We start from the raw sequence: 23,412 nt of genomic DNA on the forward strand, positions 1-23,412 counted from the left end.
GAGATGCGCTCTTTCTTGTTCTTTGGTTCACTCATATCAGACCCGTCACCCTGAGGTGGCCGCTTCTTAGCGGCCCTCGAAGGGCGACGAGCCCAGCTGCTCGATCCGGGCCGTGCATCCTTCGAGGCTCGCTCTGCTCGCACCTCAGGATGACGCGACGTCTAGGGTTGCTTTCCATCAATCAGATATTCAGCACGCGCCCGTAAGCGTCGAGCACCGCTTCCTTCATCATTTCCGACAGGGTCGGATGCGGGAACACGGTGTGCATCAGTTCCTCCTCCGTGGTCTCCAGATTCATCGCCACGACATAGCCCTGGATCAGCTCGGTGACCTCGGCGCCGATCATGTGAGCGCCGAGCAGCTGGCCGGTCTTCTTGTCGAACACCACCTTGACGAGGCCCTGGTCCTCGCCGAGCGCGATCGCCTTGCCGTTGCCGACGAACGGGAAACGGCCGACGCGGATCTCGCGGCCGCCCTCCTTGGCCTTGGCTTCGGTGAGGCCGACGGAGGCGACCTGCGGGTTGCAGTAAGTGCAGCCCGGGATCAGCAGCTTGTCCATCGGATGCGGATGCAGGCCCTTGATCGCCTCGATGCAGATCACGCCCTCATGCTCGGCCTTGTGCGCGAGCATCGGCGGTCCCGCGACATCGCCGATCGCGTAGATGCCGGGCACGTTGGTCTTGCCGAGACCGTCGATCACGATGCAGCCGCGGTCGGTTTTGACGCCGAGCTTCTCCAGCCCGAGATTCTCGATATTGCCGACCACGCCGACCGCCGAGATCACGCGCTCGAACTCCTTGGTCTGCGGCTGGCCCTTGCCGTCGTCGATGGTCGCGACCACGCTGTCGGCCTTCTTCTCCAGCTTTGTCACCTTGGTCGAGGACATGATCTTGATGCCCATCTTCTCGAACCGCTTGCGCGCCAGCCCCGCGATCTCGGCGTCCTCGACAGGCAGGATCTGCGGCAGCACCTCGACCACGGTGACGTCGGAGCCCATGGTGTGGAAGAACGAGGCGAACTCGATGCCGATCGCGCCTGAGCCGACCACCAGCAGCGACTTCGGCATCCGCTCCGGCACCATCGCCTCGAAATAGGTCCAGATCAGCTTCTTGTCGGGCTCGAGCCCGGGCAGCACGCGCGGCCGCGCGCCGGTCGCGATGATGATGTGCTTGGCCTGATAGGTGCCCTCGCCGCTCGCGCCCTTCGGCGCCTCGACCGCCGATTTCTTCACCGCGATCTTGCCGGGCGCGTCGATCGTGGCATCACCCCAGATCACCGTGACCTTGTTCTTCTTCATCAGGAAGCCGACGCCGTCGTTGAGGCGCTTCGAGACCCCGCGCGAGCGCTGCACCACCGCCTTCGGATCGAACGAGACGTTGTCGGCCGACAGCCCGTAATCCTTGGCGTGCTGCATGTAGTGATAGATCTCGGCGGAGCGCAGCAGCGCTTTGGTCGGGATGCAGCCCCAGTTCAGGCAGATGCCGCCGAGATAGGATTTCTCCACGATCGCGGTCTTGAAGCCGAGCTGCGCGGCGCGGATCGCGGTCACGTAGCCGCCGGGGCCGGAGCCGATGATGATGACGTCAAAGGATGTATCGGCCATGGCGGCTCCCGTTCAACTCAATTTGTGACGCCGCGCGCGCGGCTTCTTGCGATCAATGACCTGACCAGCCATTCGAGCCCGATCGCCAGGGCCATGATGGCCAGGGCCGTCAGCACGATCGGTTGGGCGATGTTCCGCGCCAGCTGTTCACCGGCGAAGAACGCGGAGCGCAGAAAATCGAACCCGACCGGATTGCACACCAGTGCGGCCGACAGCAATAGCGAGATCCAGGGCCAGCGCGTGCGAGCCGTGCCGGCCATCTATCCGTACTCCTGCCATACCGCACCGAGGAACACGGTCCACGCCAGCGCCAGCACAGCGGCGCCGGTCATCATGATCCTGAACTGGATCGTCGATATCAGGTCGCGGTTGACAGCGAAGAGCAACGCGACGGCGATGGCGGCGAGCAGGACGTACGGACCGTAGATCGCGTACATGGCGGATGCCCGTCACACCATCATCATCACGGGGTTTTCGATCAGCTGCTTGAAGGCGCCGATCAGCTCGGCACCGAGCGCGCCGTCGATCGCGCGGTGATCGCACGACAAGGTCACGCTCATCATGTGCGCGATCTCGATCTTGCCACCGCGCACCACCGGACGTTCCTCCGAAGTGCCGACCGCGAGGATCGAGGCGTGCGGCGGGTTGATCACGGCGGTGAAGTGGTTGATGCCGTACATGCCGAGGTTCGACACCGCGGTGGTGCCGCCCTGGTATTCTTCCGGCTTCAGCTTGCGGGCGCGGGCGCGAGCGGCAAAATCCTTCATCTCGTTGGAGATGGTCGACAGCGTCTTGGTCTCGGCCCTGCGGATGATCGGCGTGATCAGGCCGCCCGGCATCGCCACCGCGACGCCGACGTCGGAATGCTTGTGCTTGAGCATGCCGCCCTCGGTCCAGCTGACGTTGCAGTTCGGGATCTTCTGCAGCGCGACCGCCATCGCCTTGATGACGAAGTCGTTGACCGAGATCTTGTAGAGCGGCTTCTTCTCCTTGTCCTTCGGCGCAGCGGCGTTGATCTCCTCGCGCGCGGCGAGCAGCTTGCCGATGTCGCAGTCGATCGTGAGGTAGAAGTGCGGGACGTTCTGCACCGAGGCGGTGAGACGCTGCGCGATGGTGCGGCGCATGCCGTCATGCGGCACGACCTCGTAGGAGCCCGGCTCGAACAGCGCCAGGATCTGCTTGTCGGACATTGACGGTGCGATGCTGGGACCTGTGGCGGCCGGCGCAGCCGCCGGCGCCTTCAGGCCCTTGCCGGACTTGGCGTCGTCGACGTCGCGCGCGATGACACGGCCGTGCGGACCGGTGCCGGTGATGCGCCCGAGTTCGATGCCGGCATCCTTCGCCAGACGGCGCGCCAACGGTGAGGAGAACACGCGGGCGTGGCCATTGGGCTGCGCGGCCGGTGCAGCAGCCCGCGGCGCGGCGGCGGGCGCTGCGGCCGGCTGCGGCGCCGGCGCAGCCGCCGGTGCGGGAGCTGCGGCCTGGGCGGCGGGCTTCGGGGCCTCGGCCGGTTTGGCGGCCGGTGCAGCGCCCGCTCCGGCGCTGGCCGCCGCCTTCACGTCCTCGCCGTCACCCGCCATGACGGCGATGACGTCGTTGACCGGCACGTCCTGGGTGCCCTCGGGCACCAGGATCCTGGCGATCGTGCCTTCGTCGACCGCCTCGACTTCCATCGTCGCCTTGTCGGTCTCGATCTCCGCGATCACGTCGCCGGACTTGACCTTGTCGCCCTCTTTCTTGAGCCACTTGGCGAGGTTGCCCTTTTCCATCGTCGGCGACAGCGCGGGCATGAGAATATTGATCGGCATTGTCAGTGACCTTGTTGCGACCGCGGTTTGGTTTGGCCCATGTCGGTCGGCCGGGCGATTTCGGCTTCGAACATCTCGACGATGCGCGCGAGCGCCTCGTCTTCGGTGTATTCACTCTCGCGCGAATAGGCGCGTGCGGCGTGGCGGGCGATGTCGACGAGCATCAGTCCCCACATGTCCGGCTCCTCGAAGGCGCGCTGGAACGCGATCGACAGGCCGCCGTCGACGACGAAGGCGCGTAGCACCTCGACGGCGTCGTCGCGGCCCATCACGTCGGGCGGCAGCGGCTGCTCCTTGGGACCGGCCATCAGCGTTACCGGTACGACACGGCCTTGGCGGCCGCGACCACCTCGGCGACGGAGGGCAGAGCGAGCTTTTCGAGGTTCGCAGCATAGGGCATCGGCACATCCTTGCCCGAGACGCGCGCGACCGGCGCATCGAGATAGTCGAAGGCGTGCTCCATGATGCGCGACGCGACCTCGGAGCCGACGCCGCTCTGCTGCCAGCCCTCCTCCACCGTCACCGCACGGCCGGTCTTCTTCACCGAATTGATGATCGTCTCGGTGTCCATCGGACGGATGGTGCGGAGATCGATCACCTCGGCCTCGATGCCTTCCTTGGCGAGTTCATCGGCGGCCTTCAGCGCATAGGACATGCCCATCGCCCAGGAGACGATGGTGACGTCCTTGCCGGCGCGCGCAATCCGCGCCTTGCCGATCGGCACCACGAAATCGGGCAGCTTCGGCACCTCGCCGGTGTGGCCGTACAGCATCTCGTTCTCGAGGAAGACCACCGGATTTGGATCGCGGATCGCGGCCTTGAGCAGGCCCTTGTAGTCGGCAGCCGAGTACGGCGCGATCACCTTGAGGCCCGGGATCTGCGAGTACCAGGCGGCGTAGTCCTGGCTGTGCTGGGCAGCAACGCGCGCGGCGGCGCCGTTCGGGCCGCGGAACACGATCGAGCAGCCCATCTGGCCGCCGGACATATACAGCGTCTTGGCGGCGGAGTTGATGATCTGGTCGATCGCCTGCATCGCGAAATTCCAGGTCATGAACTCCACGATCGGCTTCAGCCCGGCCATCGCTGCGCCGACGCCGACGCCGGCAAAGCCGTGCTCGGTGATCGGCGTGTCGATCACGCGGCGGGCGCCGAACTCCTGCAACAGGCCCTGCGTCACCTTGTAGGCGCCCTGATACTCGGCGACCTCCTCACCCATGATGAAGACGTCGCCGTCGCGCCGCATCTCCTCGGCCATCGCATCGCGCAGCGCCTCGCGAATGGTCTGGGTGACCATCTCGGTACCCGCCGGAATTTCCGGGTCGGGCAAGGCTTCGCTGACCGGCGCGGCCGGCACCTTCGCCGCGGGCTGCGGCGCTTCCGCCTTGGCTTCCGCGGCGGGAGCCTCCGTGGCCTTCGGCTGCGGCGCCGGTGCGGCAGGCGCCTTGGCGAGGTCGGCGGCGCTTTCGCCGTCGGCCAGGATGGTGGCGATCGGCGTGTTCACCGCAACGTCGGCGGTGCCTTCCGGAATCAGGATCTTGCCGAGCGTGCCCTCGTCCGTTGCCTCGACCTCCATCGTCGCCTTGTCGGTCTCGATCTCGGCGATGACGTCACCGGACTTGATGGTCTCGCCTTCCTTTTTCAGCCATTTGGCGAGGTTGCCCTTCTCCATGGTGGGCGACAGCGCAGGCATCAGCACTTGAATGGGCATATCAGCTCCCGAAATCGGTCTTGAGATTCTTCTGCGCGGGTGGGGTCAGCGGTAGATGTCGGTGTAGAGCTCGGACGGATCCGGCTCCGGATCGTGCTGCGCGAAGTCAGCGGCTGCGTTGACGATCTCGCGCACCTCGGCGTCGATCGCCTTCAAATCCTGCTCGCTCACGCCTGCCGCCAGCAAGCGGTTGCGCACCTGCTCGATCGGGTCCTGGTCGTGGCGGACCTTCTCGACCTCCTCGCGGGTGCGGTACTTCGCCGGATCGGACATCGAATGGCCGCGGTAACGGTAGGTCTGCATCTCCAGAATGATCGGACCGTTGCCGCCGCGGCACCATGCCGTGGCCTCATCGGCGGCAGCCTTCACGGCGCGCACATCCATGCCGTCGACCTGCTTGCCGGGAATGTTGAACGAAACGCCGCGCTTGGAGAAGTCCTGCTGCGCCGAAGCGCGCGACACCGCGGTGCCCATCGCGTAGCGATTGTTCTCGATCACGTAGATCACCGGCAGCTTCCACAGCTCCGCCATGTTGAAGCTTTCGTAGACCTGGCCCTGGTTGGCCGCGCCGTCGCCGAAATAGGTCACGCTGACGTTATCGTTGCCGCGATAGCGGTTGGCGAACGCAAGGCCGGTGCCGAGCGAAACCTGCGCGCCCACGATTCCGTGACCGCCGTAGAAATGCTTCTCCTTGCTGAACATGTGCATGGAGCCGCCCTTGCCGCGGGAATAGCCGCCGCGGCGTCCGGTCAATTCCGCCATCACCCCCTTGGCTTCCATGTCGCAAGCCAGCATGTGGCCGTGGTCGCGGTAGCCGGTTATGACCTCGTCGCCAGGCTTCAGCGCCATCTGCATGCCGACCACGACCGCTTCCTGGCCGATATAGAGATGGCAGAAGCCGCCGATCGCACCCATGCCGTAGAGCTGACCGGCCTTCTCCTCGAAGCGCCGGATCAGGAGCATGTCCCGCAGTGCCTTGAGCTCCTGCTCCCTGGAGAATTCGGGCGGAGAGCCGGCCTTCTCCTGCCCTGATTCCTTTGCGACGGTTTTCTTGGGTGTGGCCATGGCAATTCCGGGTGAGAGAAGTCGAAGAACCCTCTCTAACCCAACTCAAATCGCCTTGGAAGGATTGCATTCGCCGGATGGAATTTTGCTATGCCGCACTGCAACGCGGCGCGACATTTTTGTGATGTTGATTGATCAATTTTGAAATTTGAAGAACGGGCGCGAGTTAATTTCGGACAAGCGCTGTCCAAAAATCACTGCCGGTGTCAGTTCGCCTTGTTGATCCGAACCAGATCGCGCGGATTGGCGTAGTCGAGCTGAAAGCGCGCACGCTCGTCCAGCATATCGGGATCGACCCGGTCCGACCGTAGCAGCGACACCCGCTGCTCGCCCTCGGCCCGCTCCTTCTTCAGCCGCGCCAGCTCCGAGGTCAGCGCGATGATTTCCTGGTCGAGCTCCTGCCGCGCGTTCAGGCCATATTTGCCGGTGTAGGCGTTGACGCCGAAATAGCCGACCATCAGCGCCGCCAGCGTGTAGAGGGCGAGCCCAGTCAGAATCGATTTGAGGCGTGTGCGGGAAACCATGGCCGCGAAGATGCGGCCATGCGGTTAACGGAGTGCTAAACCAGAGTGTTTTCGAGCCTGGAGCCCCCGCTCCGATTCAATCGGAACGGGGCGCCGGGTCAGCCGTTCTGCTTCGCGACGAAGGCGGCGAAGGCGTCGAGGTACTGCTGCAACACCGTCTTGAGCGCTTCCTTGGTCAGTTCGCCCTTGTCGTCGAAGGCATCGCCGACGCCGTTGAGATAGGTTTCCGGCTGACCGAGGATCGGGCCTGAAATGCCCGGCAGGATGTTCTGCAGGTGCTTCGCCGCGCTGACGCCGCCGAGCGGGCCCGGCGAGTTGGAGACGATTCCGACCGGCTTGCCGATGAATGAACTCTTGCCGTAGGGCCGCGAGGCGACGTCGATCGCGTTCTTCAACACGCCCGGGACCGAACGGTTGTATTCGGGGGTCACGAACAGCACGCCGTTCGACTTCTGCAGCTTCTCGCGGAAAGCGAGCCAGTCCGCCGGCGGCGCCGCCTCGAGGTCCTGGTTGAAGAAGGAAATGCCCTCGAGGGTCGTCACATCGAGCTTCAGCGAGGCCGGCGCGAGCTTGGCCAGCGCATTGGCGATCTTGAGCGAGAAGCTCTGCTTGCGGATGCTGCCGACGATGGTGACGATGTTATAGGCCATTGCAGGTACCCCTGGGGTGCACGTGAAACTGAATTGGTCATCTTCACGTACCGGCACGGCAAGAAAGATGCAAGTGCATGGATTGTCCAATTCCGGAAACGCAGTGTTTTCAAAATTGGGCTGGACGCCGGCCTCCAGCCGTCCGCCCGGCCCCCGCAACACCGACTTAGGCCTGTGTAACAAATTGCCGACATCTTCGTCCGAGCATACTGCAGCGGATTCCCGCTTCCTCCGCCGCGGCCGAGAGACAAGACAATGCGAGAGCGCAAGACACGGGTTGCAATCCTGTTCGGCGGCCGATCGGCCGAGCATGACGTTTCGCGGGCGTCGGCCGCAAACGTGCTTCGCTCGCTCGACCCGGATCGCTATGACGCCACGGCGATCGGCGTCACCCGCGATGGCCGCTGGATCGTCACCGACGCGGGAAACGGCGCCGGCACCGGGAGCGGCGCGCTGACCATTCCGGACCAGGGACCACAACTCGCCTTGCTGCCGGGCGGACAGGGCCGCGTCGTGGTACTCCAGGGACCGGCGGCGGGACCAACGGAATTGCCGGCATTCGACGTCGTCTTCCCGGTCCTGCATGGCCCGAACGGCGAGGATGGCACGGTGCAGGGTGCGCTGGAATTGTCCGATGTCGCCTATGTCGGCTCGCGCGTGATGGGCTCGGCGGCCGGAATGGACAAGGACGTCGCCAAGCGCCTGATGCGCGAGGCGGGGTTGCCGATCGTCCCTTTTGTCGCGATGTCGGCCGTGGCCCCCATCAGCTATGACGACACGGTCAGGGCGCTGGGGTCGCAGGAGGTCTTCGTCAAGCCCGCCAACATGGGATCATCGGTCGGCGTGTCGAGGGCGCGCACCGCGGAGGAGTTCGAGGCCGGCTGCAGACTGGCGTTCCGCTTCGACAGCAAGATCCTGGTCGAGCGCGGTGTCGCGCCGATCCGCGAGGTCGAATGCTCCGTGCTCGAGGATGCCGAGGGCCGCGTCCGTGCCTCCCTGCTCGGCGAGATCGTTCCGTCCGACAAGCACGGCTTCTATTCCTACGACGCGAAGTATCTCGATGCGGACGGCGCGTTGCTGCAGGTGCCGGCCAACGTTCCGGCTGCCGTTGCCGAAACCATCAGGGAGCTCGCCATCAAGACATTCCGCGTGCTCGGCTGCGAAGGCATGGCGCGGATCGACTTCTTCCTGCACGGCGAGCAGGCCTTCGTGAACGAGGCGAACACCCTGCCGGGCTTCACCAACATCAGCATGTATCCGCGGCTGTGGGAGGCCAGCGGCCTGCCGCAATCCGAGCTGATGGATGTCCTGATCGGCCACGCCCTGGAGCGTCACAAGCGCTCCAGGAAGCTGGCATTCGAGCGCGAGTAGACGCGGTTCGTTACGCGCCCTTGTTCGGATTGATCAGGAATTTCTCGCCGGTGGCGCGCTTGCCGTAGACCGCGATGTTGCCGAGCTGCAGGGTCTCCTGCAGCGACACCACCTTGGTGTAGTGGCTGGCGAAGGTCGTCTTCAGCTCGGCCACCACGCGCTGGCGCAACTTGTTGCCGGCCTCCGGGCCGATCTTCATCAGGAACGGGAACAGCAGCCAGCCGCCGATGCCCCAGGCCATGCCGAAGCCGCGCGGCAGCTCGATGTCGCGGGTATCGAGGCCGCCATAGACATAGACCTGCTTGTGCACATTCGAGCCGTAGCGGCTGTAGACCTTGGCGGTCTTGTTGATCGCGGTCTCCATCGCGACCAGTATCTGGCCGGCGAGCTTGCCGCCGCCGATCGCATCAAAGGCGATGGTCGCGCCGGTCTCGACCAGCGCGCCTGTGAGCTTGTCCATGAAATCGGGCGCGCTGGAATCGACGACATGTTTGGCGCCGACCTTGTGCAGGATGTCGGCCTGCTCCTTGTTGCGCACGATGTTGACGAGGCCGATGCCGTCCTTGAGGCAGATCTTGTTGAGCATCTGGCCGAGGTTCGACGCCGCCGCCGTGTGCACCAGCGCCTTGTGTCCCTCGCGCCGCATCGTCTCGGTCATGCCGAGCGCGGTCAGCGGATTGACGAAGCAGGACGCGCCTTCCGCCGGCGTGGTGCCGTCGGGCAGCGGCAGGCATTCGTTGACGCGCAGCGTGCGGTATTGCGCATACATCGCGCCGCCGATCATCGCGACGGTGCGGCCCATCAGCGCTTTCGCCGCGTCCGACGAGCCGGTCCTGATCACGACGCCGGCGCCTTCATTGCCGACCGGCATCGACTCGTCGAGCCGTGCGGCGAGGCCGGGCAATGCCGCTTCCGGCACGCGCGCGGTCACCACAGGCAATTCCTTGCTGCCGGTGACCTTTGCCGCCGCCATGTTGGCCGGGCCGATCAGGAGCCCGAGGTCGGACGGGTTGATCGGGGTCGCCTCGACCCGGACCACGACCTCGTCGGGACCGGGCTCGGGGGTCGGGACATTGACCAGCGACAATTCCAGTTCGCCATCCTTCTTGAGCAGCGAACGCAGCTGCAGACCGCTCTTGCCGTCACTCATCCCGACCTCCCTTTTTTACGTCTTGTTCAGTCCCGATCAGTTGGGGCGCTAGGCCAGCGCCTTCAAGGCCGCCCTGCCCGCGTATTTCGCCTGGGTGCCGAGCTGCTGCTCGATGCGCAGCAGCTGGTTGTACTTGGCGGTGCGGTCGGAGCGCGCCAGCGAGCCGGTCTTGATCTGCCCACAATTGGTGGCGACCGCGAGGTCGGCAATCGTGGAGTCTTCGGTCTCGCCGGAGCGATGCGACATCACGGCGGTGTAGCCGGCCTTGTAGGCCATCTCGATCGCCGCGAGCGTCTCGGTCAGCGTGCCGATCTGGTTGACCTTGACCAGGATCGAATTGCCGCGGCCGTTCTGGATGCCGTCGGCAAGCCGCGTGACGTTGGTGACGAACAAATCGTCGCCGACCAGCTGGCACTTCTTGCCGATCGCATCCGTCAATTCCTTCCAGCCGTCCATGTCGTCTTCCGACATGCCGTCCTCGATCGTGACGATCGGATAGCGGCTGACGAGGTCCGCGAGATACTTCACCTGCTCCGAACGCGAGCGGGTCTTGTTCTCTCCGCCGTAGACGTAGGCGCCTTCCTTGAAGAATTCGGTGGAGGCGCAGTCGAGGCCGAGCACGACGTCGTCGCCCGCCTTGTAGCCGGCCTTGCCGATCGCGTTCATGACAAACTCGAGCGCGGCGTCGGCCGACGGCAGGTTCGGTGCGAAGCCACCCTCGTCGCCGACATTGGTGTTGTGGCCGGCCTTCTTCAATTCGCCGCGCAACGTGTGGAAGATCTCCGAACCGCAACGCAGCGCCTCGGCAAATGACGTGGCGCCGACCGGCAGGATCATGAATTCCTGGAAGTCGATCGGGTTGTCGGCATGCACGCCGCCATTGATGATGTTCATCATCGGCACCGGCAGCGTCCGCGCCGAGGTGCCGCCGACATAACGATACAGCGGCATGTCGAAGGATTCGGCGGCCGCCTTGGCGCAGGCCAGCGACACGCCGAGGATAGCGTTGGCGCCGAGCCGGCTCTTGTTCGGCGTGCCGTCGAGCTCGATCATGATCTGGTCGATCGCGACCTGCTCCTCGACGGCCTGGTCGCTCAGCGCCTCGAAGATCTCGCCATTGACGGCGGCAACCGCCTTTTCGACGCCCTTGCCGAGATAGCGCGACTTGTCGCCGTCGCGCAGTTCCACCGCCTCATGGGCGCCGGTGGAGGCGCCCGACGGGACCGCCGCACGGCCGATTGACCCATCCTCCAGCACCACATCGACCTCGACCGTGGGGTTGCCGCGGCTATCCAGGATTTCGCGGCCGATGATGTCGACGATGTCAGTCATGAGTACCTCTTGTGGCAGTGAGGGGGTCGGATGGCGGTGCTTCTAGCGCAATGCATCGAGGGGGAAAAGGCCGGGTGACGGACGCCCGATCATAGGCTAGGAGACCCCCACGGAGACCCCGAATGGCGAAGAAATCCAGCAAATCAACGACCTCCCCCGGCCTGCAACTCGGCCGTGCGGTGGAATGGCCCGACGCGCCGGAAAAGGCGCAGCTCGACCGCGTGCCCAATCCGCAGGCTGGTACCGATTATCTGGTACGCTTTACGGTACCGGAATTCACCTCGATCTGCCCGGTGACGGGCCAACCGGATTTCGCGCATCTGGTGATCGACTATGTGCCGGGCCGCTGGCTCTTGGAATCCAAATCGCTGAAGCTGTTCGCCTCGAGCTTCCGCAATCACGGCGCATTCCATGAGGATTGCACGGTCATGATTGGCCGGCGGATATCAGACGAGATCAAGCCGAAATGGCTGCGCATCGGCGGCTACTGGTATCCGCGCGGCGGCATCCCGATCGACGTGTTCTTCCAGACCGGCCGGCTGCCGAAGGGCCTCTGGGTTCCCGATCAGGGCGTCGCGACTTATCGCGGGCGGGGATAGGTCGGGCCCCTTTCAGTTCGCCACGTCTGCTGATCCTCGGAAGCCGGCGCAGAAGCCGACATGCATGTCGGCCCTGGGCGAGGAACTGACATGGCGCACCTTCGATGTATGATATGTTCGTTCGAGCATGGCTGCTCCGATGTGGTCGAAGCGACCATGATCGAAGACCATCGACACGCTCGTTGTCGGCGGCGCGTAAGCTGGCCGGCCATGAGCCATCATTTGAAGAAGTCAGGCATAGCCAGCAGCCGCGGGCATTATCGTGAGTGGGAGTAGTTCAGGACGGCGAATAGTTTACTCGTATTGATGGAGGCAGATTTGGGTAGAATGTTTGTGGATTGCCGAGAATACCCAAGTGAGATGAACTGCACGATCGCGATTTCAGCTGATACTCAAAAGGAGCTTCTGGAAGCGGCGGTACAACACGCTGTCGCGGTGCATGGCCATCAAGATAGTCCGGAATTGCGCCATGAATTGGCGAAGATGATAAAGACCCAGTAGGCAGGCCAATCGGTCAGTGACCGCCGCGAAGCGGAAGTGAATGCATCCGCTTTCAACTTGCGCGACCCACGTAGGCGCGCTTCCTCTACGGGAGCGTCTCAGTGCTTTGGGAGAAGACGGTGACCGCTTTCAATGCTGTGCGTTTTCGAGTGAAGCCGGGGCGCGATCAAGAGTTCTTGGACGCTCACAAGACAATTGGAGCAACGTGGCCGGGTCTATTGCATGCCAGCATTATTAAGACCGGTGACCGTTCCTACTGCATTATCGCCGAGTGGCAAAATATGGACGCGTGTACTGAGGCGCGGCCAGCCATGATCTCCACTCTGAATTCTTTTCGCGACACGCTCGAAGACCTCGGCAACGGTCTCGGCGTAACCGATCCGGTTGCGGGTCCGGTCATCTTATCTTTAAAATAGCAGTTGCGGGGATGAGCGGGCCGAGATGACCTGAGGGATCGCCGGGACTCGATGTCTGGCAGCGCGCCGGCATCAGCCGGACACCGTTGCTTCAGGAATCTCGCTCAGATGAAGCCGAGCATCGCGGCGGATGAGACCAGCGTCGCTGGTCTTGCCGTGCTGATTTTCGCAGCGATACTTTCGTGATGCGCGCGGAACAAGCGCGAAAGCGCTTGAGCTATCGGGACGATTCGCAATCGCGAAAGGTTCCGCCATCGTTGCAAAAATTCGCGCGGCCAATCGTCACACGCACGTCGTCCACCACGCGTTTCCTCCCGTTTCCAAACATTGCAAACCCATGGAGGATCGACATGGTCACGATCAGCGGGATGAAGACGTTCGCGTCGGGGACATCGATTGGCGCGACGGCTCCGGATTCCATCACGACGGCAAACGGAACGATCTTCGTCGAATACGGCAATGGCGCGGACTCGACCGGTGCCGGCGGCTCGAGCACGATCGTGCAATACGACAACAGCGGCAAAGTCGAGCGAACCTACACGATCGCCGGGTCGGTCGACGGACTGAAATACAACCCTTACACCGGGCAGATCTGGGCGCTGCAGAACCAGGATGGCAACTCCACGCTGACGCTGATCGATCCCGTCACGCACAAGGTGACAGGTCCGCTGAGTTTTGCCAATCCCTCCGCGACCAGCGGCTACGATGACGTCGTGTTCGACGGCAACAGGGTGTTCCTGAGCTACACCAATCCGAACGGCGCCGGCGATCCGACGCTGGTGGAATTGCTGAACGGCGACCATCCGAGCGGCACACTGCTGACGACGACGATCCTGACCGACGGCGCCACCGGCCTCGACACGGCGACCGGCAAGACCGAGCTCGTTCCGCAGTCCGATCCGGATTCGCTGAAGCTCGCAGCCAATGGCGATCTGATCTTCTCCAGCGCAGCCGACGGCTCGATCATCGATATCCAGCACCCCGGGACGGCCAGCCAGGCGATTTCGTTCACGCCGATCGCCGGAATCCCGGCGGCCTCCGTCGGCAATGCCGGCCTCGATGACGTGATCAAGCCGACTGCGACGGCGGGCACGTTCTACATGACCGATACGAAGTCGGGGAACGTCTACTCATTCCACGCCAGCGGCCTCAACACCAACGACTACTACGCCGCGGTTGCCAGTCTCGGCGGCTTTGGCCAGGTCGATCCGACCACCGGCGCCTTCACGCCGATCGTCACCGGGCCAAATTTTGCCGCCGCGCACGGCCTGCTCTTCATTCCCGACAAGAATGCGCCGCAGGTGGCGCATGTCGATGCGATCCATACCTTCGCCAGCGCTCCAAACGGGGTGACCGGGCTCGACTCGATCACGATCGCCGGCAAGTACGTGTTCGTGGAGTACGGCAACGGCGTCGACTCGACCGGAGCGGTGCCCGGCGACAGCACGATCATCCAGTATGATCACGCCGGTCATTTCGTGCACGCCTATTCGATCGAGGGTTCGGTCGACGGACTGAAGTACAATCCCGAAACCGGCATGGTATGGGCGTTGCAAAACCAGGACGGCCGTTCCTCGCTGTCGCTGATCGATCCCAACACCCAGACAGTGACGGCTCACTTCAACTACGCCAATCCGTCTATCTCGCGCGGCTATGACGACGTGGTGTTCAAGGGCAACGAGGTATTCCTGAGCTACACCAACCCGACCGGCAACGGCGATCCGACCATCGTCAAATTGCTGAACGGCACCAGCCCGAAACCCGGTGACCTCCTCACCACCGCTCCCGTGCTGCTCGACGGCGCGATCGGCTACGACACCGTCACCGGCAAGATGGAGTTGGTGCCGCAGACCGATCCGGACTCGCTGAAGCTCGCCGCCAACGGCGATCTGATCTTCTCCAGCAACGCCGATGGCGCGATCATCGATATCCAGAATCCCGGTACCTCCAAGCAGGCGATTGCCTTCACCCCGATCCAGGGAATTCCCGCGGGCTCGATCGGCAATGCCGGCCTCGACGACGTCATCAAGCCGAACGCGACGTCGGGCACGTTCTACATCTCTGACGCAAAGGACGGCCACGTCCTGTCGGTGCATGTCAGCGACCTCGATCCCAACGCTTACTATGCATCCGTCGGTGCGCTCGGCGCCTTCGGTCAGGTCGACGAGAACACCGGCGCCTTCACCGCGCTGGTCTCGCAGGACAATGCACCGGGCTTCAGCTTCGGCTCGCCGCATGGCGTGGTGTTCGTCGCCGACAAGAACGCTGCGCCGTTTCCACATATCGACAGCGTCAAGACCTTCCAGGCTCCCACCGACGGATCGACCCAGCCGGATTCCGTCACCACCGCGCACGGCTCGACCTTCGTCGAGTACGGCAATGGCGCGGATTCGACCGGCGCCGGCGGCTCGAGCACGATCGTCCAGTATGACAAGCACGGCGACATCGAGTTCAGCTACTCGCTGTCAGGATCAGTCGATGGCCTGAAATACAACCCGGTGACGGGCGATATCTGGGCGTTGCAAAACCAGGATGGCAATCCCACCCTGACGATGATCAACCCGGAGACGCATGCGGTCTCGGCTCCGCACAGCTATGCCGATTCGTCGGCCAGCCGTGGCTATGACGACGTCGTGTTCAAGGGCGACAAGGTGTTCCTGAGCTTCACCAACCCGGTCAATCCGGGCGATGCGACCGTGGTCCAGCTCCTCAACGGCGATCATCCGACCGGCACGCTGACCACCAAGCCAATCCTCGAATTCGGCGCGACCGGGCTCGACACCGTGACCGGCAAGATCGAGGTCGTGCCGCAAAACGATCCCGACTCGCTGAAGCTTGCGCCGAATGGCGATCTGCTGCTGTCGAGCGGCGACGACGGCACCATCATCGACGTCAAGGCCCCCGGAACGACCCACCAATCGGTGTCATTCACGCCGATAGCCGGCGTCGGCGCCAAGGCCGGCCTCGACGACGTCATCGAGCCGGGCGCCAAATCCGGTACCTTCACCCTGACCGATACGGCGACCAACAAGGTCTTTTCGTTCCACGCAACAGGGCTGAACCCCGACGATTTCTATGCCTCGGTTGGAAGCCTGAAGGCGTTCGGTCAGGTCGACCCGCACACCGGCACCTTCACGCCGCTGCTGTCCGCCGACAACGCGCCGGGATTCAACTTCAGTTCGCCGCATGGCGTCAGCTTCACGCCCGATCCCTCGCCGGCTCCGGTTGCGGCCGACCATGGCGGCACATGGGTCAGTGCCGCCGGCGATGGCTTCGCATTTGCCAGCGGCGGCCACACCGGCGATGCGGCCAGCAACGCCCCGCACGGCTTCTTGGGAGGTGCCTCAGCCGCGGACACGCTTGCGCAGCTTGCGTCCGATGTCTCTCAAACGGCGCATGGCGGCCCTGAGGTGGATCATGACCTTTCGGCGATCTATGCCGCGATGGGCATGCACACCTTCCATCTGATCTAACGGTCGGAAACCCATGATGGGCTGCGAGGGGATACGACGTTCCTCTCGCAGCTCCGCCCACTCTGAGCGGCTCGCGAGCGCGTCCGCCGGGCGCATCTGCCGGGCGCGTCTGCCGTGGCGACGCGAGATTGTTGAGTAGCCAACAGGAACTGAGCCACCAATGCCGAATTAGCCTAGGTCAATTTGCGTCCCACGCAAATCACAACCGGGCTTGCACATTTGATGACACGCTCGGCCGTTCTCGTCGTCGAAGACGATTTCCTGATCCGCATGCAGGCCGCCGACATGGTCGAGGCCGCTGGGTTCCACTCCATTGAAGCCCAGAACGCCGACGACGCGATCGCGATCCTTGAAACGCGTGACGACATCCGGGTGATTTTCACCGATATCCAGATGCCCGGCTCGATCGACGGCTTGAGGCTTGCGCATGTCGTTCGCCATCGTTGGCCGCCGATTGCGATCATTGCCACGTCAGCCACCGACGTAACCCTCGACGACCTCCCGGCCGGCGGTCATTTCATTGCCAAGCCGTACAGCCTCGCCGACGTTGGGATGCACCTCCGGCAGGTTACGGCTGACCAATAGTGGGGATTGCGCACCGACGTCACCTGGACGCCGATTGGGTGCCGCGGTCCGGCATGTGATCAACGCGCGAGAGATCAGGATGTACGGCCTGTCATGACTCGGCTCCGTTGTCGAACATGTTGCGAAAGCCGCGCGGCAGCCGCGCCTCGCCTTCAGGCTTATTGCAATGAGGACATGGCGACCCGGCCCCACAACACGTGCAGGCGTCGGGACCTGTCCATGGCTGATCCTCGTGGCTCTCACAGACCCAGCGCGTGTCCTCACAAAGGATGCAATGACCGATCATGACAGCTGGGCGGACGTGCGGAACAATCGCCAGCCCAAATAGCTAAAAGTGCCCGACCATTGATGCACCAATCTGGCGCAATGAACGCAGTGAAATTTTCCACTGCGATCATTGCGATCCTGTGAGGCTTCATATGTGGCGCCACAGCTCTCGCAGGAAAAATATACTGAAATGTGAGGTAAACTGATCATTTGGCTGCGCTGCTCCCTGATTGGGGCGAAAGCGCAACCGGCGTTCTCATCACCGATAGAAGCCACGGGCCGGGCGGCGATGCGGAAAGCATACGCCGATCCGGCTGGCAACGATAGGGCCACGATCAAAAGCGATGCGGTGGACATCCGGTCTGAACACCGACGGATGCTTCATTCAAGGTCGAGACCACCATTGAAGCCGCTCTGCGGCGACATTCGATGTCACGGTATCCGCACCTGGCATTTCAAACATTGAAAGCAGCAGATCTCCGGATCAATGCAAGCGAAGCCGGCTGGCACATGGTCAGCGCGCGTCCCACTATCGCCTCTCACATAAGCATAGCCATCCGCCTGAGACAGAATAGCTACGTCGAGGCTCCCGCAGCGCGGGCACTCCAAGTCTACGGTCCATCTATCGCGCGCGACCATGGGTCAATATTGCCTCGTTGGAACGACGTTGATCAGGCTTCGGTGTCGAGCTTTGCCATGATCACGTTAATGGTGGGGCTGATTGTCGCCACTGACGAGATATTGCAGCTCCGGCGCGCTAACCACGCTAGACGACCACAGCGACCAAGCAGAGCAGAAGAAATAGCGGCACGATGACCGGCGGCACAATTCAGTCGGTCAAGCGACGTCCGGATAACGCGCACGCTCCTTCATCACCACGGCGGGAGCGTTCGTTACCCTCGGTCACCGTTAGAGGCCGCGTTGGAAGCACGGTGATAGGGCACGGTACGCGCATCTTGTTTGAATAGCGAGCACTAAGGCGACTGAGCGACACAATGCCTTGATGCTTGTGTGTCCATGACCTGAGGGATCGCTAGGGCTCGACGTCCGGGCGCAGGTCGGCGTCGGCCGGTTGCCGCTGCTTCAGGAATCTCGCGCAGATGAAGCCGAGCACGACCATCACGGCGGCGGCGGAGACGAGCGTCGCGGTCTTGCCGGCATGCTGCAGACCGAAGCCATAGGCGATCGGGCCGACGGTCTGGCCCATGAAGAAGAAGAATGAGTGCAGCGACAGCGCGGTGGCGCGCGCCTCGACCGACAGCTCGCTGGCGAACACCTGCAGGCAGCCATGGATCATGTAGAAGCCGAGGCCCATCACCAGGAGGCCCGCCATCTGCAGCTTCCAGTGCGGCCCGAAGGCGACGCCGACAAGCTGTATGCCGACCAGCGTTGCGCCGACGACCATCATGCCCCTCACGCCGATCAACGGCAGCAGGCGCGCCACCGTGAGCGTGTAGAGCAATCCGCCGATCGCAAAGCCTGCGATCACGATACCGGCGATCGAGAGCGAGGTTTCGCCGAGCTCGAACAGGAATGAAGCGATGAAGGGAAACAGCCCGAGCACGCAGCAGCCTTCGATGAAGACCGCCGAATAGCAGATCCGCGCGTTCGGATTGGTGAAGATGGTGCGATAGCCGTGACGCAGCGCCTTCAGGCTGGTGCGCGGCGGACGGTTCAGCGCAGCGCCGCGGAAGCCGGCCGCAACCGCCAGTGCTACGATGATCACGAGGCCGCCGAGCACGGCGAGCACACCGCGCCAGCCGAGGAAATCGCCGATCAGACCGGAGGCCGTGGCGCCGAGCAGGTTTCCGGTCATCGAACCTGCGAGCGTTCGCCCGATCGCAAGCTGCCGCTTGTCGGGACCGACGAGATCGCTGGTCAGCGACAGCGCCACCGGAAACACGCCGCCCGAGCCGATGCCGGCGAGGACGCGGGTCACGAACAGCATCGGAAACGAGGTCGAGAGCGCGCCGAGGATGTTGGCAACGCCGAGCAAGCCGAGGCAGATCGTCATCAGCCGCGCCTTGCCGAACAAATCGGCGGCGGCGCCGATTGCCGGCTGGACCGCGGCAAAGGTGAAGGCGAACACCGCAGCAAAGCTCGCCGCGGTCGCGATGCTGACGCCGAAATCCTCCGCGACATGCGGCAGCACCGGATCGAGTGCGCGCACCGACAGGCTCGCCGCGAAGGTTGCCAGCGTGATGACGTTGAGGGCCGGCGGCATGCCGCTCGTTGCGGTCATGTCGTTGTCCGCCGGTCAGGCTGCCGTCTTGGCGAGCGCGTCGAACTGCATCAGCCGCTTGACGAGGGATTCGAAGTCGCGGAGCGGCACCATGTTGGGGCCGTCGGACGGCGCGTGATCCGGATCGCGATGGGTCTCGATGAACACGCCGGCAACGCCGACCGCGACCGCGGCGCGCGCCAGCACCGGTACGAATTCGCGTTCGCCGCCCGAGGACGTGCCCTTGCCGCCCGGCTGCTGCACCGAATGGGTGGCGTCGAAGATCACAGGCGCGCCGGTGGTGCGCGCCAGGATCGGCAGCGCGCGCATGTCTGACACCAGCGTGTTGTAGCCGAACGACGCGCCGCGCTCGGTGACCAGCACATTGGCATTGCCGGCGCCGGTGATCTTGCTGACCACATTGGTCATGTCCCATGGCGCCAGGAACTGGCCCTTCTTGACGTTGACGACCTTGCCGGTCGCAGCCGCAGCCAGCAGCAGATCGGTCTGCCGGCACAGGAAGGCCGGGATCTGCAGCACATCGACCGCCTGCGCCGCTTCAGCGCACTGGTCGGGCTCATGCACGTCGGTCAGCACCGGCAGCCCGAGCGAGGAACGGATCTCGGCAAAGATCGGCAGCGCCTGCTTCAGCCCGATGCCGCGCGCGGCCGACGCGCTGGTCCGGTTCGCCTTGTCGAACGAGGTCTTGTACACCAGACCGATCTTGAGCCTGGCCGCGATCTCCTTCAGCGCGGACGCCACTTCAAGCGCGTGTGCGCGGCTCTCGAGCTGGCAGGGACCAGCGATGATCGAGATCGGCAAGGCATTGCCGAATTTGGCCGATCCGACGGCAACGATCGGCGCGGCGGCTGGCGCGGAAACCTGATTGGTCAAATGCTGCATCCTTTTGCCGGCGACCATGCAATCCCGCGCCGGATGGATCAAGCCATCCGGCACGATGAGGGGGTTGCGCTGACGCCGTGGGTGCGCCGTGCTATCACAATCCTGCCCCAACCGCCCCTATAGACTGGTGCGGAACAGATTCCCAATGAGGAACGAAATGCGTATCCCGCTGACGATCGGAGCTGTCGCCGCCCTGTCGGCAATGTCTGGCCTGGCCTACGGCCAAACCGGCAGCCAGCCCGGGGTCGTCACCGGCGGCGCCACCAGCGTCACCGTCAACGGCAAGCCGGCCGCGCGCAGCGGCGACACCACCAGCAATGGCGGTGCGCTGGTCGAGGGCGTGCCCAACGTCCTGATCAACGGCAAGCCGGCCGTGGTGATGGGCGACCGCACGCATTGCGGCGGCAAGACGACCTCAGGCAGCCACGGCGTCTTCATCAACGGCAAGCCGATGGTGACCCAGGGCGATCAGACCTCGGGCTGCCCGCAGTAACTGCCCGGTGACCGGGCGCGACGAGGCCTCGTCATCGCGCCCCGGTCGCTACCGCATCACTTGACCGCTGAGAACGACGTCGGCACCAATAGCTGGTTGACAATGTTGAGAACGATCTGGCCGTCCTCCTCGGTCTTGGCGCGCGCGGTGATCCATTCCGGATCGGTCGCGAACGCGGTCCACTTCTTCTCGCGCTCGGCAAGCGATTCCCAGGCCAGCAGATAGGTCAGTTCCTGGTTGGATTCGCCGACCAGCGTCGTGAAGAAGCCGGCTTGCCTGATACCGTGCTTGTCCCAGAGCTTCAGCGTGATGGTCTCGAAGCGCTTCAGCAGCGCCGGCAGCCGGCCCGGCAGGCAGCGATAGACGCGGGTCTCGTAGATCATTGGCAGTCCTCCCAGATCCAGTTGTGCGGGCGGTTATAGCCAGCGGGTTCCAGACTGTCTTGAGGGGGCGACAACATGGCACCCCTGCTCGTCGGTAGCGGCCATTTCCGCAATGTTGTTGCAATGTTACTTGCCCAAAGCATGCCCAGGAAAAGTGCGAAGCGGTTTTCCGAAATGGGGATGCTCAAGCAAAAGGCTAAAGCGCGCCTCATAGGGGCTTAGCACCGGCCGTACGGGATCTGGACCCAAAAGCACATGCGGATACTGCTGGTTGAAGACGAGGCCGAAATGGCGGCGGCGCTGGCGCAGGCGCTGAAGGGCTACGACATGGTCGTCGATCATGTGCCGACGCTTGCCGAGGCCGAGGAAGCGATTTCCGCCGACGTACATGGCGCGGTCCTGCTCGACCGCCAGCTTCCCGACGGCGACGGCCTCATGCTGATCCCGAAGCTGCGCGCCAAGGCCGCCGGAGTGCCGATCATCGTGCTGACCGCGCGCGGCGACCTCGCCGACCGCATCACCGGCCTCGACAGTGGCGCCGACGACTATCTCGCCAAGCCGTTCGCGGTCGAGGAGCTGTTGGCGCGGCTGCGCGCCGTGCTGCGCCGTCCCGCCGGCGTGCAGTTCGAGATCATCAAGGCCGGCCGCATGGCGTTCGATTGCAGCCATCGCGAGGCCAGCGTCAATGGCCGGCCGCTCGAGCTGCCGCGGCGCGAGCTGCTGGTGCTGGAGACGCTGCTGCGCCGGATGGGCCGCACCGTGCTGCGCGGGACGCTCGAGGAAGCCGTCTACAATTTCGAGGACGAGATTCAGTCGAACGCGCTCGACGCTCACGTCTCGCGGCTGCGGCGCAAGCTCGCCGACTCCGATGCCGGCGTCGAAATCCACAGCATCCGGGGCGTGGGCTACCTGCTGAAGCAGGTATCATGAACGAACCCGCCGATCACTATTGCCTGCACTCGCAACTGAGCTGGCGCCTGGTTGCACTGCAGGCTGCCCTGCTGACCGGACTCGTGCTCACGGTGCTTGGCGCACTGTGGGCCTCGGGCTTCCTGCTGGTCAATCGGGATGAAGATCGCGTCATCGACGTCGTGCAATCGGCCGTCGCGCGCGACGCGCGGGGCGAACTCGTGCTGCGCCCGACCGACGATCTCAGCAAACTGCGCGCCGAGATTCCCGATCTCTGGTTCGCGGTGCGGGACCGCGACGGACACACGCTCTCCGAAGGCGACGTGCCCTCCGATTTCGAACGGATCGGCAATGCCCTCGATCATATCAGCCAGGCGCGGCTCGGTTACCAGATGCTGGAGGACAGCCCGAGCAAGCCCGCGGCGCGGCTGAAGCGCGTCAACACCGATGCCGGAAACGTCCAGATTCTGACCGCGACGCAAGGCCGGATGACCGGAACCAAGGCGCTGCTGGTGATGGCGGCGACGTGCCTGGGCTCTACCCTGCCCGGCCTGTTGCTGATGGCGTGCGCCACCTTCATCGCGACGCCGATGGTGGTGCGGCGCGCCTTCGCCGGCATCGAGTCCGCGTCCGACGAGGCCCGCCGGATCGATTTCCGCCAGCGCGGCAGCCGGCTATCGGCTGACCATTTGCCGCTCGAAGTCGCGCCGCTTGTGAGCGCCGTCAACGATGCGCTGAAGCGGCTCGACGACGGCTATTCGCGCCATCAGCGCTTCGTCGCGGATGCCGCGCATGAATTGCGCACGCCGATCGCGATCCTCAACACGCGGCTGGAGTCGCTGCCGCCGGGACCCGAGAAAACCCGCCTGCTCGAGGACTCGGCGCGGCTTGCGACGCTCGCCGAGCAGCTGCTCGACATCCAGCGCTTCGACCAGTGCCGCAATCCGTTCGGCCGCGTCGATCTCGTCGCGGTCGCGCGCAGCGTCGCCGCCGACCTCGCGCCGCTCGCGATCGCGGCCGGTTACGAATTGTCGCTCGACACCGCAACCGGTCGGGTCGAGACGCTGGGCGACCGCGCTGCGCTCGAGCGTGCGCTGACCAATCTCGTGCAGAACGCCATCCAGCATGGCGGCCGCCGCGGCACCATCACCATCCATGTCGGTAGCGCCGCGACGATCGACGTGTCAGATGAAGGCAACGGCATTCCGAAGGATGAGCGCACGCGGATCTTCGATCCGTTCTATCGGCTTGCGCCGCTCGACCGCGGCGCCGGCCTCGGACTCAACATGGTGCGCGAGATCGCAAGACTGCATGGCGGTCACGTCTCGGTGCTTGACGGACCGAAGGGCGGCGCGAGCTTCCGTCTCACGTTACCGCCGGCACCGTTCGCGTCGTAACACACGCAACATCGCGCAATGTTGTCGCAATGCAGACCCCGCAAAGAAGAGATC

General features: G+C 64.1%; 23 protein-coding genes. 9 read left to right on the forward strand and 14 right to left on the reverse strand.

Going from position 1 to position 23,412, the window contains the following annotated elements; genetic code table 11:
• Nucleotides 1–181 precede the first annotated feature (181 nt).
• The 9 genes from lpdA to AAFG13_RS05445 form a co-directional block, all read right to left on the reverse strand.
• Nucleotides 182–1,603 (reverse strand): dihydrolipoyl dehydrogenase, encoded by a 1,422-nt coding sequence (gene lpdA, locus AAFG13_RS05405; protein ID WP_342711355.1) that lies wholly within the window; start codon nucleotides 1,601–1,603, stop codon nucleotides 182–184.
• Between the two features lie 17 nt (nucleotides 1,604–1,620).
• Nucleotides 1,621–1,863: a hypothetical protein gene (locus tag AAFG13_RS05410; RefSeq protein WP_342711356.1), complete on the reverse strand. Its 243-nt coding sequence runs from the start codon at nucleotides 1,861–1,863 to the stop codon at nucleotides 1,621–1,623.
• Nucleotides 1,864–2,040, reverse strand: coding sequence for a hypothetical protein (locus AAFG13_RS05415; protein ID WP_212314716.1), 177 nt, complete (start codon nucleotides 2,038–2,040; stop codon nucleotides 1,864–1,866).
• Between the two features lie 12 nt (nucleotides 2,041–2,052).
• Nucleotides 2,053–3,411 carry a pyruvate dehydrogenase complex dihydrolipoamide acetyltransferase gene (locus tag AAFG13_RS05420; RefSeq protein WP_342711357.1) on the reverse strand — a complete coding sequence of 453 codons (1,359 nt, stop codon included), beginning with the start codon at nucleotides 3,409–3,411 and terminating at the stop codon, nucleotides 2,053–2,055.
• A gap of 2 nt (nucleotides 3,412–3,413) precedes the next feature.
• Nucleotides 3,414–3,719 (reverse strand): DUF5076 domain-containing protein, encoded by a 306-nt coding sequence (locus AAFG13_RS05425; protein WP_021079261.1) that lies wholly within the window; start codon nucleotides 3,717–3,719, stop codon nucleotides 3,414–3,416.
• Nucleotides 3,720–3,724: 5 nt separating this feature from the next.
• Nucleotides 3,725–5,119, reverse strand: coding sequence for a pyruvate dehydrogenase complex E1 component subunit beta (locus tag AAFG13_RS05430; RefSeq protein ID WP_212314720.1), 1,395 nt, complete (start codon nucleotides 5,117–5,119; stop codon nucleotides 3,725–3,727).
• A gap of 45 nt (nucleotides 5,120–5,164) precedes the next feature.
• On the reverse strand, nucleotides 5,165–6,184 hold the full coding sequence (gene pdhA, locus AAFG13_RS05435; RefSeq protein ID WP_212314721.1) for a pyruvate dehydrogenase (acetyl-transferring) E1 component subunit alpha: 1,020 nt from the start codon (nucleotides 6,182–6,184) through the stop codon (nucleotides 5,165–5,167).
• A 206-nt stretch (nucleotides 6,185–6,390) separates the two neighbouring features.
• Nucleotides 6,391–6,708, reverse strand: coding sequence for a septum formation initiator family protein (locus AAFG13_RS05440; RefSeq protein ID WP_092114550.1), 318 nt, complete (start codon nucleotides 6,706–6,708; stop codon nucleotides 6,391–6,393).
• A gap of 98 nt (nucleotides 6,709–6,806) precedes the next feature.
• Nucleotides 6,807–7,358 (reverse strand): NADPH-dependent FMN reductase, encoded by a 552-nt coding sequence (locus tag AAFG13_RS05445; protein ID WP_092114551.1) that lies wholly within the window; start codon nucleotides 7,356–7,358, stop codon nucleotides 6,807–6,809.
• Between the two features lie 255 nt (nucleotides 7,359–7,613).
• Here AAFG13_RS05445 and AAFG13_RS05450 point away from each other — a divergent pair, with 255 nt between their 5' ends.
• Nucleotides 7,614–8,729: a D-alanine--D-alanine ligase family protein gene (locus tag AAFG13_RS05450; protein WP_342711358.1), complete on the forward strand. Its 1,116-nt coding sequence runs from the start codon at nucleotides 7,614–7,616 to the stop codon at nucleotides 8,727–8,729.
• A 10-nt stretch (nucleotides 8,730–8,739) separates the two neighbouring features.
• Here AAFG13_RS05450 and AAFG13_RS05455 read toward each other — a convergent pair whose 3' ends face one another.
• Together AAFG13_RS05455 and eno are read right to left on the reverse strand one after the other, a co-directional pair.
• Nucleotides 8,740–9,879 (reverse strand): zinc-binding dehydrogenase, encoded by a 1,140-nt coding sequence (locus AAFG13_RS05455; protein ID WP_342711359.1) that lies wholly within the window; start codon nucleotides 9,877–9,879, stop codon nucleotides 8,740–8,742.
• A 48-nt stretch (nucleotides 9,880–9,927) separates the two neighbouring features.
• Entirely contained in the window at nucleotides 9,928–11,211 is a 1,284-nt protein-coding gene (gene eno / locus AAFG13_RS05460) for a phosphopyruvate hydratase (RefSeq protein ID WP_342711360.1), read from the reverse strand.
• 122 nt (nucleotides 11,212–11,333) lie between these two features.
• Here eno and queF point away from each other — a divergent pair, with 122 nt between their 5' ends.
• The 5 genes from queF (at nucleotide 11,334) to AAFG13_RS05485 (ending at nucleotide 16,785) form a co-directional block, all read left to right on the forward strand.
• Nucleotides 11,334–11,810 carry a preQ(1) synthase gene (queF, locus tag AAFG13_RS05465; protein WP_342711361.1) on the forward strand — a complete coding sequence of 159 codons (477 nt, stop codon included), beginning with the start codon at nucleotides 11,334–11,336 and terminating at the stop codon, nucleotides 11,808–11,810.
• A gap of 318 nt (nucleotides 11,811–12,128) precedes the next feature.
• Nucleotides 12,129–12,311, forward strand: a complete 183-nt coding sequence (locus tag AAFG13_RS05470; protein ID WP_212314728.1) for a DUF1059 domain-containing protein — start codon at nucleotides 12,129–12,131, stop codon at nucleotides 12,309–12,311.
• A 119-nt stretch (nucleotides 12,312–12,430) separates the two neighbouring features.
• The gene (locus tag AAFG13_RS05475) at nucleotides 12,431–12,727 is read left to right on the forward strand and encodes an antibiotic biosynthesis monooxygenase (protein ID WP_212314730.1); all 297 of its coding nucleotides are present in this window, start codon (nucleotides 12,431–12,433) and stop codon (nucleotides 12,725–12,727) included.
• Between the two features lie 350 nt (nucleotides 12,728–13,077).
• Complete coding sequence (locus tag AAFG13_RS05480) at nucleotides 13,078–16,200, forward strand: hypothetical protein (protein WP_342711362.1); 3,123 nt, start codon at nucleotides 13,078–13,080, stop codon at nucleotides 16,198–16,200.
• A gap of 222 nt (nucleotides 16,201–16,422) precedes the next feature.
• A complete protein-coding gene (locus tag AAFG13_RS05485; protein WP_212314736.1) occupies nucleotides 16,423–16,785 on the forward strand; it encodes a response regulator in 363 nt (120 codons plus the stop codon).
• Nucleotides 16,786–18,085: 1,300 nt separating this feature from the next.
• On the opposite strand, the gene AAFG13_RS05490 is transcribed toward AAFG13_RS05485, so the two are convergent.
• Both AAFG13_RS05490 and kdsA read right to left on the reverse strand, forming a co-directional pair.
• Nucleotides 18,086–19,294 carry an MFS transporter gene (locus AAFG13_RS05490; RefSeq protein WP_342711363.1) on the reverse strand — a complete coding sequence of 403 codons (1,209 nt, stop codon included), beginning with the start codon at nucleotides 19,292–19,294 and terminating at the stop codon, nucleotides 18,086–18,088.
• Between the two features lie 15 nt (nucleotides 19,295–19,309).
• Nucleotides 19,310–20,167 carry a 3-deoxy-8-phosphooctulonate synthase gene (kdsA, locus tag AAFG13_RS05495; RefSeq protein WP_342711364.1) on the reverse strand — a complete coding sequence of 286 codons (858 nt, stop codon included), beginning with the start codon at nucleotides 20,165–20,167 and terminating at the stop codon, nucleotides 19,310–19,312.
• 166 nt (nucleotides 20,168–20,333) lie between these two features.
• Between kdsA and AAFG13_RS05500 the strand changes: the two genes are divergently transcribed.
• Nucleotides 20,334–20,669 carry a PAAR domain-containing protein gene (locus AAFG13_RS05500; protein ID WP_342711365.1) on the forward strand — a complete coding sequence of 112 codons (336 nt, stop codon included), beginning with the start codon at nucleotides 20,334–20,336 and terminating at the stop codon, nucleotides 20,667–20,669.
• A 56-nt stretch (nucleotides 20,670–20,725) separates the two neighbouring features.
• Here the strand turns inward: AAFG13_RS05500 and AAFG13_RS05505 are convergent, their stop codons facing one another.
• Nucleotides 20,726–21,052 carry an NIPSNAP family protein gene (locus AAFG13_RS05505; RefSeq protein WP_212314741.1) on the reverse strand — a complete coding sequence of 109 codons (327 nt, stop codon included), beginning with the start codon at nucleotides 21,050–21,052 and terminating at the stop codon, nucleotides 20,726–20,728.
• Between the two features lie 255 nt (nucleotides 21,053–21,307).
• Here AAFG13_RS05505 and AAFG13_RS05510 point away from each other — a divergent pair, with 255 nt between their 5' ends.
• Both AAFG13_RS05510 and AAFG13_RS05515 read left to right on the forward strand, forming a co-directional pair.
• Nucleotides 21,308–21,982: a response regulator transcription factor gene (locus tag AAFG13_RS05510; protein WP_342711366.1), complete on the forward strand. Its 675-nt coding sequence runs from the start codon at nucleotides 21,308–21,310 to the stop codon at nucleotides 21,980–21,982.
• Nucleotides 21,979–23,358, forward strand: coding sequence for a HAMP domain-containing sensor histidine kinase (locus AAFG13_RS05515; RefSeq protein ID WP_342711367.1), 1,380 nt, complete (start codon nucleotides 21,979–21,981; stop codon nucleotides 23,356–23,358). Before AAFG13_RS05510 ends, AAFG13_RS05515 begins: the two co-directional genes overlap by 4 nt.
• Nucleotides 23,359–23,412 lie beyond the last annotated feature (54 nt).

Origin of the sequence: Bradyrhizobium sp. B124 (assembly GCF_038967635.1) — a bacterium.
Classification (GTDB): domain Bacteria; phylum Pseudomonadota; class Alphaproteobacteria; order Rhizobiales; family Xanthobacteraceae; genus Bradyrhizobium.